This window comes from Lutibacter citreus, from assembly GCF_003260195.1.
In the GTDB taxonomy this organism is placed as follows: Bacteria; Bacteroidota; Bacteroidia; order Flavobacteriales; family Flavobacteriaceae; genus Lutibacter; species Lutibacter citreus.
The window spans coordinates 633,359-647,683 of record NZ_QEIH01000002.1; the positions used below are offsets into that span (position 1 = coordinate 633,359).

A 14,325-nucleotide genomic window follows, 5' to 3' on the forward strand; every position below is an offset into this window, starting at 1 on the left:
GAACTTGTTTATAAGTAACTTTTAACTAAAGATTTTTACTTTAGCCAACAATAATTTAAATAGTAATTATATGAGTTTTGCAATAAGAGAAGCTGAAAAAGGAGATATGCCGTCTGTGCTTAAATTAGTTCAAGAATTAGCAGATTTTGAAAAAGAGTCCAACGCTGTTATAGTTACGGTTAAAGATTTAGAAAAAGATGGTTTTGGAGAAACTCCATTGTTTAAGTGTTTTATTGCAGAAATGGATAATGAAATTGTTGGAATGTCTTTGTTTTATCCAAGATATTCAACTTGGAAAGGACCTACTATTCATCTTGAAGACCTTATAGTTACAGAGCATAAAAGAGGAAATAAAATAGGAAAGGCCTTGTACAAAAAAGTAATTGAATATGGTTATAATATTGGTGTAGAACGTATAGAATGGGCTGTGTTAGATTGGAATGAACCTGCAATAAATTTTTATGAAAGTACAGGGGCTAAAGTTTTACGAGATTGGGATACGGCTCAAATTGATAGAGCATCCATAAAAAAGTATTTAAAGTTATAAACGTGAGGGTATTTAAGTTTGGTGGAGCTTCGGTTAAGGATGCTAATAGCATTAAAAATGTAGTTCGTGTTTTAAAACATGAAGGTTTTAGTGATGTGCTCATTATTATTTCTGCAATGGGGAAAATGACCAATGCATTTGAAAATATTGTTGATTCATATATTAAAGAATCTGACGATTTAACCGTTAATATTGAATATGTTAGAGAATTTCATAGAACTATAATAGTTGACTTGTTTAAAAACAACAAGGAAAATATGTTGTTTGATTTAGAAAAATTACTAGGACAATTGTCTGGTTTTTTTATTTCCAATAAAAACAATGATTATAATTTTATATATGATCAAATTGTTGGTTACGGAGAGTTAATTTCTACTGCAATTGTTAGTTGTTATTTAAATGAAATTGGGATTTCTAATAAATGGATTGATGTAAGAGAATTTGTAAAAACAGATTCAAATTATAGAGATGCTCATGTTAATTGGGAGGAAACAGCCTTAAAAATTAGTGAAATCAATGCTTCAGAATTAATAATAACACAAGGCTTTTTAGGTGCAAATTCTAACGGGATAACTACCACTTTAGGAAGAGAAGGTTCAGATTATTCCGCAGCAATATTTGCATATTGTTTAGATGCTGAAAGCGTAACAATTTGGAAAGATGTTGAGGGTGTATTAAATTCGGATCCGCGTAGCTTTGAAAATTCAATTTTATTGGAACAAATTTCATATAATGAAGCTATAGAAATGGCTTTTTATGGGGCTTCAGTAATTCATCCTAAAACTTTAAAACCTCTTGAAAATAAGAAAATACCATTGTTTGTACGTTCTTTTTATAATTTATCTAAAAAAGGAACTATTGTAAAATCTGGACTTAATTTATTTCCTGAAGTTCCCTGTTTTATTTTAAAAAAACAACAGATTTTAATAGCTATTTCAGCGCAAGATTTTTCATTTATGGTAGAGCATAATTTGAGTGATATTTTTAAAATTCTTCATAATTATAAATTAAAGGTAAATCTTATTCAAAATTCGGCTTTAAGTTTTTCTGTATGTGTTGAAGATAAGTTTAATAATTTTAAGTTATTTTTAAACGATCTAACAGTAAATTATTCAGTGAATTACGTTGAAAATGTGTCGCTTTATACAGTAAGACATGCCACTGAAAATGCCATTAAATTAGTTGAAGGAAAAGGTAAAATTCTTTTAAAGCAGGTTTCAAAGGGCACAGTACAACTAGTAATGCAATAATTTTATGTATTTTTGTAGTTACTTTAATTAAAAATGAATGGGTTTAGTAACGCCGAAGGAAATTTCGAAAGCTATAAAGCTTGATAAGTATGGATTTATAGGTACTTTTTTTGGGTGGGTATTGATGAAAATTCTTAGAATTTCTACTCTAAATAAAATTTATAATAGGCACAAACATTTAAAAGATTTAGAGTTTTTTAATGGACTATTAGAAGATCTTGATATAAAATTTGAAATTCCAGAAGAAGATTTAAAAAGAATACCAAAAGATGGTGCTTTTATAACAGTATCAAACCATCCTCTTGGAGGAATAGATGGAATTTTATTGTTAAAATTATTAATTGAAAAGAGACCAGATTATAAAATAATTGCAAATTTTCTATTGCATAGAATAGAACCTATGAAGCCGTTTATTATGCCTGTAAATCCTTTTGAAGACAGAAAGGATGCTAAGTCTAGTTTAGCAGGAATAAAAGGAGCTCTATCTCATATTAAAGAAGGTTTTCCGTTAGGTATTTTTCCTGCTGGAGAAGTTTCTACATGTAAAGAAGGAAAATTGATTGTTGACAGGCCTTGGGAAATAGGTGCTATTAAATTTATTCAAAAAGCCGAAGTACCAGTTATTCCTATTTATTTTCATGGAAAAAATACAAGACTATTTTATTTTCTATCAAAATTAAATTCTACTTTAAGAACGGCAAAATTACCTTCAGAGTTATTAACTCAAAAAGAAAGAACTATTAAAGTTAGAATTGGAAAACCTATTTCTGTTGCAAACCAAAAAGAGTATAAAGATCCTAAAGATTTTTGCGATTTTATTCGTAGAAAAACATACATGTTATCTAACCCTTTTGCAAAGAAGAATAAAACTTTAAGTGCACAATCTTTAAAATTAAATAAACTTCCTAAAGAAATTGTTGGACAAAAAAATCTTGATAAAATTATTGAAGAGGTTAATTCCTTAAGAGAGCAAAATGGAAGATTGCTCATAAGTAAAAATTATGAAGTATTTTTTGCTCCAAGCAAGAATATACCAAACATAAAATTTGAAATTGGAAGACTAAGAGAAATAACTTTTAGGGAAGTTGGAGAGGGAACCAATGAATCTCTTGATTTAGATACATTTGACAGTTATTATCATCATTTATTTTTATGGGATAAAGAGAAGGAGAAAGTAGTAGGTGCTTATAGAATGGGGCTTGGGAAGGATATTTATAAAGATCATGGTATTGAAGGGTTCTATATCCATACCTTATTTAAGTTTGAGCCAGAATTGTATTCAATGATGGAGAACTCAATTGAAATGGGTAGAGCCTTTATTGTAAAAGAATATCAACAACGCCCAATGCCATTATTTTTATTGTGGAAGGGAATTGTTCACGTTACGCTTAGATATCCAGAATATAAATACTTAATTGGGGGAGTGAGTATTAGTAATCAGTTTTCTAATTTTTCAAAATCATTAATGATTGAGTTTATGAAATCTCATTATTACGATCCATATATAGCGCAATATATCTATCCTAAAAAAGAGTATAAGGTTAAGTTAAGTGATGCTGATAAAGATTTTGTTTTTGATGCTACAAAAGCCGATATGAACAAATTTGATAAAGTTATTGATGAGATTGAACCAGGAGCGCTTCGTATGCCAGTACTTATTAAAAAGTATGTAAAACAAAACGCAAGACTTATTGCGTTTAATGTTGATCCTAAATTTAACGATGCCGTTGATGGTTTAATGTATATTAGGGTTTCAGATATCCCAGATAGTACAGTGAAACCTGTAATGGAAGAGTTTCAGGCAGAGTTGGAGAGTAGGTTAGATAATGAAAATATTGAAGATGAGGTTGAATCAACATCATCTTCAAATAAAATTTAATTTAGAACCACTCTTTTTTATTGGTTTGGTATAGGTATGTAAACTCTTCATCTGATTTTGTTAGATAAATTATTCCTTCAATTAAACCTATTATGTAAGTTATTGAAGCGCCTATACCACAAGTTAAAATTGTAATGGCAAGTAAAATTAGACCTTGAGTTGTGTAACCAAGTATAAATTTGTGAACACCAAAAGGCCCTAATAGAATAGCTAAAATACCAGCTAAAACTCTTTTACTTTCTTCAGATTGTTTAGGAATTACGTTTCCTTTTTCGTCAATTACATCCATAATAATTTGTTGTTTTATTTATAATAATTTAGAGTCAATTGGTTCCCAAAGTTCAATTTTATTTCCTTCAGGGTCTAATATCCATCCAAATTTTCCGTATTCAAATTCTTCAATTTCGCCTACAATGGTTACTTTTTCTTCTTTAAGTTTTTTTAATAATTCAACTAAATTATCTACCCTGTAATTAAACATATAGTCTTTAGTTGACGGTGAAAAATAAGTTGTTTCATTTTCAAATGGACTCCATTGAGTACTCGCAGGTTTTCCATTTTTAGTTTTCCACCAAAAAGTAGAACCCCAATCATCAACATTAAAACCTAAATGAGATTTATACCAGTCTTTAAGTTTGTTGGGATTTGATGTCTTAAAAAATATTCCACCAATACCTGTTACTCTTTTAAATTCAACGTTTTTATTTTCTTTTTTGTTTGAAAAAAAAAGTAAGTCAACTTTATCTACAATTGTTTGTGCTAATTTTATTTTAGATTCAACAGTCCACCCTGCAATATGTGGTGTTAACAATACATTTTCATTGTGAATTAAATAACTAAAAGCTTCTGGTAGATTATCATTTTCAAATAAATTTTCAAATGATAATTTTTCATATTCTAACACATCTAAACAGGCGCCTAAAACTTGTTTGTTTTTAAGTCCTTCAACCAAATCGTCTGTTACTACAGCAGAACCTCTTGCGGTATTAATTAAGTAAAATGGTTTTTTAAAGTTATTGATAAAATTATGGTTAACCATTTTGTGAGATAGCTCATTAAATGGAGTATGTAAACTTAAGACATCTGTTTTTTCTTGTAGTTCTTTTAAAGAAACTTGTTTGCAGTTTTCATCTTCAACACCTTCTTTAATATCGTAACAAATTAATTCAACATTAAAACCTTTCAGCTTTTTTGCAAAAGCTTTACCCATATTTCCGTAGCCAATTAAACCAATAGTTTTACCTTCTAATTCAAGACCTCTGTTTGCTTCTCTAAGCCATTTGCCATTTCTAATTTCTAAATCTGCTTTTTTTAAATTGTTAAAAAGAGATAAAATCATACCTAAAGCATGTTCTCCTACAGCGTTTCTATTACCTTCGGGAGCGGAAATTAGTTTAATATTTTTGCTTTCAGCATATTCAACATCAATGCTTTCAAGACCAGCACCTACACGTGCTATAAATTTTAAATTGGTAGCTTTATCTATAAAATGTTTATCTATATTAAATCTGCTTCTAATAACAATACCATTGTATTCGCTAATTTTTTCTTCAATTTTAATTTTGGATGATTTGTAATCTTCATCACAAACACAACCTAATTTTTCTAATCCTTTTTGAAGTAAAGGATGGTTTGTATCTATAAAAAGAACTTTCATTAATATTGTTCATTATCATTAGGGAAATCTTCACTTTTTACATCAGAAATGTAATTTTCAAAGGCGCCTTTCATTTCACTAAATAAATCTAAATATCGTCTTAAAAATCTTGGGTGAAACTCATGTGTCATTCCAAGCATATCGTGAGTAACTAATACTTGGCCATCAACTCCGTTTCCGGCACCAATACCAATAACAGGAATTGTTAAACTTTTAGCAACTTCTTTAGCTAATTTTGCGGGTACTTTTTCTAAAACTAAAGCAAAACATCCTAAGCTTTCTAGTAACAAGGCATCTTCTTTTAATTTGTCTGCTTCCTCTTCTTCTTTAGCTCTAACAGTATAAGTTCCAAATTTGTAAATAGATTGTGGCGTTAGGCCTAAATGTCCCATAACAGGAATTCCAGCTGTTAAAATTCTTGTAATTGAAGTTTCAATTTCGCTTCCACCTTCCATCTTTACAGCATGGCCACCTGTTTCTTTCATTATTTTAATTGCAGATTCTAAGGCGTTTCTGGAGTTGCCTTGATAACTACCAAAAGGTAAATCTACAACTACCAAACATCGTTCAATAGCTCTTATAACAGAGCTAGCGTGATAAATCATTTGATCTAAGGTGATTGGTAAAGTTGTTTCATGTCCTGCCATTACATTTGAGGCAGAATCTCCAACCAATATTACATCTATACCTGCATTATCAACAATTTTAGCCATTGTGTAATCGTAAGCGGTTAGCATTGCGATTTTTTCACCGTTCTTTTTCATTTCTACCAAAGTTTTGGTAGTAATTCTTTTATATTCTTTTTTTGCTGTAGACATTATTTCTAAATTTAATCTTAAAAAGGTAAAAGTAGTGAAAATAGAAATTGCATAAAAAAATATGATTCATTTTTAGATATCGTAAATCTTATCCTAAAAATTAGGATTTTATATTTAAATTTACCCCGAAAATGATTTAAGTGAAAAAGATGGGTCAAACAGAAAATGATTATATAGAAGTTTTAGAAGAGAAAATAGTTGAATTAAGTTTAAAACTTAAGGGTTGTACAAACAATAAAAATGAAGAAATTCTGGCATATGAAAATTTAGTTTCTAAATTATTACATGATGTTAAAAACCCAATTGGAGTTGTATATTCATTTTCAGAAATGATTTTGAATTCTGATGAGCAAATGGATCCTGATAAATTAAAACGCTACATTGGAATTGTAAATGAATCAGCTGGTTATTCTATAAAGATTCTAAACAGTTTTGCGACCTATAAACAAGTGCATTCAGTTAATTTTAAACTTAACTTAGAAAAATGTAATTATATAGAGCTGTTAAATGAGGTTATAGATAGTTTTAAAGAAATAGCCTCTAATAAAGGTATTTTGATAAAAAATTGTATAGCAGAGAATAATATATTTTTAAATATTGATAAAAATTATTTAAAAATTGCATTGTCTAATATATTAAACAATTCAATTCGTTATTCTAATGAAAATTCAGAAGTAAATATTGAAGTTGCTAAAAATAATGGAAATATTGAAACAATTATTTCCGATTTAGGAGTTGGTATTTCAGAAGAATGTGTTAATATGGTATTTGAACCCTTTTTTACTGAGAATACAAAATCTAATAATAATGAAAAATGTACAGGTCTTGGATTACCAGTTGCTCAGAAAATAATAAAATTACATAATGCAAAGGTGTCAATCATTAGCGAGAAGGATAAAGGAACCCAGGTGAAAGTAGTTTTTAGAGAATAAAAAGAGTGATTTTAGATTATCAAATTAAAAGTTTATAAAATTGCTTATATTTATATGTTTTCTAATCTACAATGAAAATAGAATAAATGGCTAAAAAAGATTTACCAAATAAAAAAGAGAACTATTTTAATAGTAGAGAATCGAATATTGACTTCGATAAATATTTTACATTTTTTGAAAATGCTCCAGTTTCATTGTGGATAGAGGACTTTTCAAAAGCAAAATTATATATAGATTCTTTAATAAAGGATTGCAAAACTGATATTAAAACTTATATAAATAATAATCCTCAAGTAATTTCTAAAATTGTTTCTTTAGTCAGCATAAATGAGGTGAATAAGATTACGCTTAAATTGTATAAAGCAGAAAGTAAAGAGCAGCTTTTAGATAATTTGAATATAGTTTTTACAGAAAAATCAAACGAAGGTTTTTCAAAGCTTTTGGTAGATATTTTACTAGGTAAAAAAGAAACCACAATAGAAACTGTAAATAAAACATTAAAAGGGGATGAATTTAATGTGCTTGTTAATTTTAAGGTTGCGGATGGAAGTGAAGAAACATTAGATAAGGTTATAGTTTCAGTTGAAGACGTTACAGAAAGACTGCAAATTAGAAACGCCTTAGCTGAAAGTGAAAGTAGATACAAAGAGTCACAATCAATAGCAAAAATTGGAAGTTGGTATTATAATTTTAAAGAAAAAAAATTAAACTGGTCTGATGAACTTTTTTATATGCTTGGGTTAGAAGCGCAATCTCAAACACCAAGTTTAGAGTATTACCTTTCAATAATTCATAAAGAAGATTTAAATTTAGTTAATAATTTTCAGGTTGAATATTTACTTAATAATCCTATAAAAATTATTAAATATAGAATTAAAACTAAAAAAGGTGAGCTTAAATATGTTTATGAGAAGAGAACTGTAATTATTGAAAACGGAAAAATTGTAAGAATTATAGGAATATGTCAGGATATAACTGAAAATGTAATTTCAGAAAAAAAATTAAACACTACAAAAAATTTATTATCAAATACCTTATCAAGTATTAAAGACGGATTTGTGATACTTGATCATAATTCTAATTATTTATATTTAAATAAAGAAGCCGCAGATATTTTAGGGAAACCAGTTGAGAGCTTAATAGGAAATAATATATGGGCTGAGTTTCCAGAAAAAGAGGGAGATGTATTTTTTGATGAATATCAGAAAGCTTTTAAGAGTAGAAAACCTGTAACTTTTGAAAATTATTTTTCACCTTGGGGAAGATGGTTTGAAAATAGAATGATACCATCAAAAGATGGGATGCTTATACTATTTAATGAAATAACACATGAAAAAATTTCAGAATTTAAAATAAGAGAAGCCTATAATATTATAAATAAAAGTTCTTCCGTGGCAATTTTATGCGAAAATGCCAAAAATTTTCCAGTTGTATTTGCATCAGAAAATGCTATTGATTTATTTGGTTATACTCATATTGAACTTTTAAATGGAAAAGTTAAAATTCATGAATTAGTTCATCCCGATGATTTGTTAGAAATGAGAATGAAGTTTTTTGAATTTAGAAAAGAATCTAATTCGGAAAGATTTAAAGCAAACCCGATTAGAATTTTAACTAAATCTGGGGAAATTAAGTGGGTAGAAGTAAACTATGATATAAATAAAAACGAGAAAGGTAAAACCACTCATATTCAAGGAGTTATTCAGGATGTTACAGGTAAGAAAAAAGCACAAGATTTATTTTTTGAGAGTAATCAAAGATTAGAAGATCAATTTAGAAACACTCCTTTGGCTTCAATTATTTGGGACCCTCAAATGAAGGTTTTAGAATGGAATAATTCGGCACAAAGAATTTTTGGTTATTCAGCTGAAGAAATTAAAGGAAAAAATGGTCTCGAATTAATTGTTCCAGAGAATATAAGACCAAATGTAAATTGCGTTGCAAAGAATTTGCTTGATGAAAAAGGCGGGTATAGAAATACAAATGATAATATTACAAAAAATGGAGATATTATTACCTGTGATTGGTATAATGTAGCTTTAAAAGATGCAGAAGGAAATTCTATAGGAATAGCATCATTGGCCGAAGACATAACGGAAAAATTAAATTCTAAAAAATTACTTGAAAAATCAGAAAAAAAATATAGAGATATTTTTGAAAAGTCTATAGATTCTGTAATGATTTTGAAAGATGGTTTTTTTGAAGATTGTAATGAATCTACTTTAAGAATATTTGGTTATGAGGATAAAAATTTATTGATTAAACTGCACCTTTCTCAACTATCTCCGGATTTTCAACCAGATGGAACTAGCTCTTTTTTAAAGGCCGAAGAACTTATTAAAATTGCGATAGAAAAGGGAAGTAATAGATTTAGGTGGTATCATAAAAGAAAAAACGGACAAGTATTTCCGGCTGAGGTTTCTTTAACTAAAATTGAAGAAAATGATGATAAAATTGCAATTCATGCAGTAATTAGAGATATAACAGAACGTGTAAAAAATGAGGAGCTAGAAGGTGTAATTTATAACATTTCAAAGGCTGCTTTAACAATAAATAACTTTCATGAGTTTGGTGAGTTTATAAAAAATGAATTACATAAGATTATAGATACCAATAATTTTTACATTGCTCTTTATAATGAAGAAAATGATACAATTAGCGCACCTTTTATTATTGATGAGTATCAATTTGAAGTACAAGATATTCCCGCAGAAAAAACCTTAACCGGTTATGTAATTAAAACGCAAAAACCTTTAAAAGTTAATACTTCAGAACATGAAAAATTAATAAAAGAAGGAAAAGTAGATATGGTTGGGCCAAAATCTAAAGTATGGATTGGCGCTCCATTAAAAACGCAAGAAAAAGTTTTTGGGGCAATAGTAGTTCAAAGTTATTTAAGTGAGGATTCATATTCTGAAAGCGATGTACAATTGTTAGAGTTTGTTGCAAATCAAATTAGTAGTTCTATTCAAATTAGAAATTCTCAGGCAGAGCTTAAAAATGCATTATTTAAAGCACAAGAATCAGATAGACTAAAATCTGCTTTTTTAGCAAATATGAGTCACGAGATTAGAACTCCAATGAATGGAATTATTGGGTTTTCAGAATTATTTTTAGATTCTAACTTAGCCGATAATGATAGGAGAGAGTATGCTAAAATTGTTATAAATAGTAGCAAGCAATTACTATCTATTGTTAATGATGTTTTAGATATTTCAAAAATTGAAGCTGGAGCAGTTCAACTTTACTATAGCAATGTAAATATTAATAAATTATTAGAAGATTTATTACAATTCTACAGTCCTATTGCAAAAGATAATAATCTTCAAATAAATTATAAAAAAGCACTTAGTGATGAGGATAGTATTATAAGCATAGATAAAACAAAATTAAATCAAGTACTTACAAATTTACTGTCAAATGCTTTTAAATTCACTGAAAAAGGTGGTGTGGAATTTGGATATGAATTTCATGATACTGAACTTAAATTTTATGTAAAAGACTCAGGAATTGGAATTGATAAGAAATTACAAGATAGGATATTTGATAGGTTTATTCAAGCAGAAGTAGAGTTGAATAGGCAAAATAAAGGAACTGGATTAGGTTTGTCTATATCTAAAAAATTTATTGAATTATTTAAAGGAAAAATGTGGATTGAATCTGATAAAAAAGGAACTACAGTATTTTTTACAATTCCATTTATAAAGGTGAAATCACTTAAGGTTAGAAAAAGAAAAAAAGAAAAAATAGAAATGAAATCGAAAAAAGATGTTATAATTTTAGTAGCTGAGGATGAAGAATATAATATGATTTATATTAATGAATTATTTTCAAATTCATGTTATAAAATTATTGCTGCAGAAAACGGTGCGAAAGCTGTTGATTTAGCACTAAATAATAATGAAATTGACATTGTTTTTATGGATATTAAAATGCCCGTAATGAATGGAAATGATGCAATGCAAAAAATTAAAGAAGTAAAGCCAAATTTACCTATTATTGCCCTCTCCGCATTTGCAATGGAGTCGGATAAAGAAAAAGCGTTAAGTAAAGGTTTTGATTCCTACTTAACTAAGCCTATTGATAAAGAAGAACTATTTAATTTGATTGATAAATATTTAAATTAATTTAGCTATTCATTATATAAAAATAAATGACACAAAAGATACATAAACTTAGTCCAAATGACTGGATTAAACTGCATGCGGATTACCTTTTTAATTATACAATTAGTAGGGTTAATAATCATGAGGTTGCAAAAGATTTAGTTCAAGAGACTTTTTTTGCAGGACTTAAAGCTAAGGATAATTTTCAGGGAAAAGCAAGTGAAAGAACCTGGTTAATTTCCATTTTAAAAAGGAAAATTATTGATCATTATAGAAAAATAAATTCAGCTAAAGCAAAGGCAGAAGTGAAAATGAATTTTTATTCAGACGGGGAAAGAGAAGGAGAATGGATTGAAGAGCGTGTTCCTAGTTCTTGGGTTAATAATATTGAAAAATCTATTGAAAATGAAGAGTTAAGTGTTGCTTTAGAAAAATGTATTGGTAATTTACCAAAAAAGTATGCTATGGTGTTTAGAATGAAAACAATTCAAGATTTTGGAACGGAAGAAATATGTAAGGAATTAAATATTACATCGTCAAATCTATGGGTTATTATTCATAGGGCAAGAACTCAACTAAGAAAATGTATGGAAGTAAATTGGTTTAATAATTAAAGAAACGAAATAATGAAATTAACATGTGACGAAGCAACAACAATTTGTGACAAAAGCCAATATGGGGAAGCATCATTATGGGACAAAATAAAACTTAATATTCATATTTTTTTGTGTAAAAATTGTGGTACATATTCTAAACAAAATGTAGTAATGACTAAGTGTTTTAATAAACATAAAGAAGTTATAAAAAAAGAAGAAAGATGTTTGGGCGATGAAGAGAAAAAAACAATGGAGCAAGAAGTATTAGAAAAGTTATAATAAACAGAATTAAAAAAGTAATATTAAACGGAACCTTAAAAACGTTCCGTTTTTTTGTAATATCAAAAAAAATACAATGGGTTTTTTACCAGACGAAATAGATAACTATGTAGTAGATCATTCTCAAAATGAGCCAGAACTATTAAAAGAATTGAATAAAGAAACTTGGCAAAAAATATTAAATCCACGTATGCTAAGTGGTAATTTTCAAGGAAGAGTTTTGTCTATGTTATCTAAATTAATAGCTCCTATGAACATATTAGAAATAGGGACTTACACAGGGTACTCTGCATTATGTTTAGCTGAAGGAATTAAAAAAGAAGGGAAACTTATTACTATTGATAAAAATGAAGAGTTAGAGGATTTTGCAAAAAAGTACTTTAATAAATCATTGTATAAAAATAATATAAGTCAGTTAATTGGTAATGCAATTGAAATTATACCAACATTAAATGACAAATTTGATTTGGTATTTATTGATGCAGACAAATCTAATTACATTAACTATTTCAATTTAATAATTGATAAAATGAATTCAGGAGGGGTAATTTTATCTGATAATGTTTTGTGGAACGGTAAGGTTGTTAAAGAAGTTGAAAAAAAAGATGTTGATACTAAAATACTTATAGAGTATAATAAGTTGTTGAATACAGATACTAGAATAGAAACAGTTTTACTACCTATTAGAGATGGTTTAACAATTAGTAGAGTAAAATAGTTTTACATTTTACAAAGAAAATAATAAACAATTTTATAATATATAACAGCTATAAAATATCCTAAAATTGCTCCAAATAAAATATCTAATGGAAAATGAGCAGCTAAATAAATGCGGCTATAAGCAAATAGAATTGGGAATAGAAAAATCAAATAAGATAATTTGTAATACTTCTTTAAAATCCAAAAAGATAAAAATGCAATTGTAAATGAAACGGTTGAATGCCCAGAAACAAAACTAAAGTCATTAGCCTCTATTAGTATTCTAAAATTTTTATTAATTGAAGTGTCATTAATAGGTCTTAATCTTTGAATATTGTTTTTAATGAGGTTTACTATTGCAAATGAACTAATTGCACTTAACATTGTAAAAAATGTTGTTAAACAGGCCTTTTTAAGTCCGAAGGCTTTATATCCTAGATAAAATAATATAAAAAATAAAGGAATCCAATAAAATGGATTTGTAATAAAAAGCCAAAATTTATCCCAAAAAATTGTTCCTTGAGAATGCAAATAAATTAGAAGTTGTTTGTCGTATTCTATAAGTGAATTGAGTAATTCCACCTTTATTTAGTTCGTTTAATAGGCCCCGTTATTTCATCAATAACATTGTCTTTTATTTTTTTTACAGGACTACTAAAATCTTCAATATTATCAGTTACTTTACTAATTTCTTTTTTAACATTAGTAACAATATCAAGGTTAATATCGTTCTTTTCGGCACTATTTTTTATTTCTCGTTTAATATCATTGGTGGCGTCTTTTACCTGTCTCATACCTTTTCCAAGTCCACGAGCAATTTCGGGTAATTTATCTGCACCAAAAAGCATTACTACAATAACTAGTATTACAAAAATTTCAGCTCCACTTATAAATAAAAACATTCAAATTATTTTTTACAAAAGTACGTGATTTTTTTTATTTGAAATTTTTTTAAAACAAATAAAAAAATGATGTATTAACTATGTGAACATAAATTTTGTGTTTTTTTAAGAAGATTCATGTTTTTACAGAGAAAAGATACTACAATTAACTAAAGTTTAGTTTCATTTGTCTATCATACATTATAATACTACCTGCAACAGACACATTTAAACTCAGTGTAGATTTAAATTTCACTAAAAAATGTGATTTTTCAATAGCAGCGTTAGACAATCCGTGATCTTCAGCTCCTAATAGATATACACAACGTCTTGGATGTGTAAATGTTTCAAGATGCACTGCTTTTTCGTCTAATTCTACACCAACTAATTGTGCTCCTTTAGGCAGGTTTTTGTAGAAATCTTGAAAATTTTCATAATGAAAATAAGGCATTGCGCCAACAGCTTTATGCGTGTCGCAAGCTTGTTTTGCATACCTATTTCCAATAGTAAATATAAAACTAGCTCCCATATTTTGAGCAGAACGCCATAAAACACCTAAGTTTTCAGGAGTTTTACCATTTTGAATACCAATACCAAAAAAGCCCTGTTCTAAATTATTTACCATTATACTTTTACTATTTTTTTTTTAAATTCGTCAACCTGAACTTGTTTCAGGTTCTC

At 28.0% G+C, this 14,325-nt stretch carries 14 protein-coding genes and 1 pseudogene; 8 read left to right on the forward strand and 7 right to left on the reverse strand.

What is annotated here, in order from left to right; genetic code table 11:
- The first annotated feature begins 70 nt into the window (after positions 1–70).
- The 3 genes from DAD81_RS05800 to DAD81_RS05810 are packed head-to-tail and all read left to right on the forward strand — an operon-like array spanning position 71 to position 3,676.
- Complete coding sequence (locus DAD81_RS05800; RefSeq protein ID WP_111707286.1) at positions 71–547, forward strand: GNAT family N-acetyltransferase; 477 nt, start codon at positions 71–73, stop codon at positions 545–547.
- 2 nt (positions 548–549) lie between these two features.
- Positions 550–1,797 (forward strand): aspartate kinase, encoded by a 1,248-nt coding sequence (locus DAD81_RS05805; protein WP_111707287.1) that lies wholly within the window; start codon positions 550–552, stop codon positions 1,795–1,797.
- Positions 1,798–1,834: 37 nt separating this feature from the next.
- Positions 1,835–3,676 (forward strand): GNAT family N-acyltransferase, encoded by a 1,842-nt coding sequence (locus tag DAD81_RS05810; RefSeq protein WP_111707288.1) that lies wholly within the window; start codon positions 1,835–1,837, stop codon positions 3,674–3,676.
- Position 3,677: 1 nt separating this feature from the next.
- On the opposite strand, the gene DAD81_RS05815 is transcribed toward DAD81_RS05810, so the two are convergent.
- From DAD81_RS05815 to panB, 4 genes and pseudogenes are all read right to left on the reverse strand, one after another.
- Positions 3,678–3,965: a TM2 domain-containing protein gene (locus DAD81_RS05815; RefSeq protein ID WP_111707289.1), complete on the reverse strand. Its 288-nt coding sequence runs from the start codon at positions 3,963–3,965 to the stop codon at positions 3,678–3,680.
- A gap of 18 nt (positions 3,966–3,983) precedes the next feature.
- Entirely contained in the window at positions 3,984–4,427 is a 444-nt protein-coding gene (locus DAD81_RS21230; RefSeq protein WP_394340154.1) for a VOC family protein, read from the reverse strand.
- Positions 4,401–5,333: pseudogene (locus DAD81_RS05820) on the reverse strand (2-hydroxyacid dehydrogenase); the annotation flags it as partial. The gene DAD81_RS21230 and the pseudogene DAD81_RS05820, both read right to left, overlap by 27 nt.
- Positions 5,333–6,151: a 3-methyl-2-oxobutanoate hydroxymethyltransferase gene (gene panB, locus DAD81_RS05825; protein WP_111707291.1), complete on the reverse strand. Its 819-nt coding sequence runs from the start codon at positions 6,149–6,151 to the stop codon at positions 5,333–5,335. The pseudogene DAD81_RS05820 and the gene panB, both read right to left, overlap by 1 nt.
- A 149-nt stretch (positions 6,152–6,300) precedes the next feature.
- Here panB and DAD81_RS05830 point away from each other — a divergent pair, with 149 nt between their 5' ends.
- From DAD81_RS05830 to DAD81_RS05850, 5 genes are all read left to right on the forward strand, one after another.
- On the forward strand, positions 6,301–7,083 hold the full coding sequence (locus DAD81_RS05830) for a sensor histidine kinase (RefSeq protein ID WP_111707292.1): 783 nt from the start codon (positions 6,301–6,303) through the stop codon (positions 7,081–7,083).
- An 86-nt stretch (positions 7,084–7,169) separates the two neighbouring features.
- Positions 7,170–11,210 carry a PAS domain S-box protein gene (locus DAD81_RS05835; RefSeq protein WP_111707293.1) on the forward strand — a complete coding sequence of 1,347 codons (4,041 nt, stop codon included), beginning with the start codon at positions 7,170–7,172 and terminating at the stop codon, positions 11,208–11,210.
- Positions 11,211–11,236: 26 nt separating this feature from the next.
- Complete coding sequence (locus DAD81_RS05840) at positions 11,237–11,803, forward strand: sigma-70 family RNA polymerase sigma factor (protein WP_111707294.1); 567 nt, start codon at positions 11,237–11,239, stop codon at positions 11,801–11,803.
- A 12-nt stretch (positions 11,804–11,815) separates the two neighbouring features.
- The gene (locus DAD81_RS05845) at positions 11,816–12,064 is read left to right on the forward strand and encodes a hypothetical protein (RefSeq protein ID WP_111707295.1); all 249 of its coding nucleotides are present in this window, start codon (positions 11,816–11,818) and stop codon (positions 12,062–12,064) included.
- Positions 12,065–12,140: 76 nt separating this feature from the next.
- On the forward strand, positions 12,141–12,782 hold the full coding sequence (locus tag DAD81_RS05850) for an O-methyltransferase (RefSeq protein ID WP_111707296.1): 642 nt from the start codon (positions 12,141–12,143) through the stop codon (positions 12,780–12,782).
- A gap of 2 nt (positions 12,783–12,784) precedes the next feature.
- On the opposite strand, the gene DAD81_RS05855 is transcribed toward DAD81_RS05850, so the two are convergent.
- The 3 genes from DAD81_RS05855 to DAD81_RS05865 form a co-directional block, all read right to left on the reverse strand.
- On the reverse strand, positions 12,785–13,345 hold the full coding sequence (locus DAD81_RS05855) for a phosphatase PAP2 family protein (RefSeq protein WP_111707297.1): 561 nt from the start codon (positions 13,343–13,345) through the stop codon (positions 12,785–12,787).
- A gap of 2 nt (positions 13,346–13,347) precedes the next feature.
- A complete protein-coding gene (locus tag DAD81_RS05860) occupies positions 13,348–13,665 on the reverse strand; it encodes a Sec-independent protein translocase subunit TatA/TatB (protein ID WP_111707298.1) in 318 nt (105 codons plus the stop codon).
- Positions 13,666–13,810: 145 nt separating this feature from the next.
- Positions 13,811–14,269 carry an RNA methyltransferase gene (locus tag DAD81_RS05865; protein WP_111707299.1) on the reverse strand — a complete coding sequence of 153 codons (459 nt, stop codon included), beginning with the start codon at positions 14,267–14,269 and terminating at the stop codon, positions 13,811–13,813.
- Between the last annotated feature and the right edge of the window lie 56 nt (positions 14,270–14,325).

Bases quoted from the DNA above. Each gene is read 5' to 3' on its own strand.
- DAD81_RS05800 (WP_111707286.1), top strand. From the start codon at position 71: ATGAGTTTTGCAATAAGAGAAGCTGAAAAAGGAGATATGCCGTCTGTG.
- DAD81_RS05810 (WP_111707288.1), top strand. From the start codon at position 1,835: ATGGGTTTAGTAACGCCGAAGGAAATTTCGAAAGCTATAAAGCTTGAT.
- DAD81_RS05815 (WP_111707289.1), bottom strand. From the start codon at position 3,965: ATGGATGTAATTGACGAAAAAGGAAACGTAATTCCTAAACAATCTGAA.
- panB (WP_111707291.1), bottom strand. From the start codon at position 6,151: ATGTCTACAGCAAAAAAAGAATATAAAAGAATTACTACCAAAACTTTG.
- DAD81_RS05830 (WP_111707292.1), top strand. From the start codon at position 6,301: ATGGGTCAAACAGAAAATGATTATATAGAAGTTTTAGAAGAGAAAATA.
- DAD81_RS05835 (WP_111707293.1), top strand. From the start codon at position 7,170: ATGGCTAAAAAAGATTTACCAAATAAAAAAGAGAACTATTTTAATAGT.
- DAD81_RS05840 (WP_111707294.1), top strand. From the start codon at position 11,237: ATGACACAAAAGATACATAAACTTAGTCCAAATGACTGGATTAAACTG.
- DAD81_RS05845 (WP_111707295.1), top strand. From the start codon at position 11,816: ATGAAATTAACATGTGACGAAGCAACAACAATTTGTGACAAAAGCCAA.
- DAD81_RS05850 (WP_111707296.1), top strand. From the start codon at position 12,141: ATGGGTTTTTTACCAGACGAAATAGATAACTATGTAGTAGATCATTCT.
- DAD81_RS05860 (WP_111707298.1), bottom strand. From the start codon at position 13,665: ATGTTTTTATTTATAAGTGGAGCTGAAATTTTTGTAATACTAGTTATT.
- DAD81_RS05865 (WP_111707299.1), bottom strand. From the start codon at position 14,269: ATGGTAAATAATTTAGAACAGGGCTTTTTTGGTATTGGTATTCAAAAT.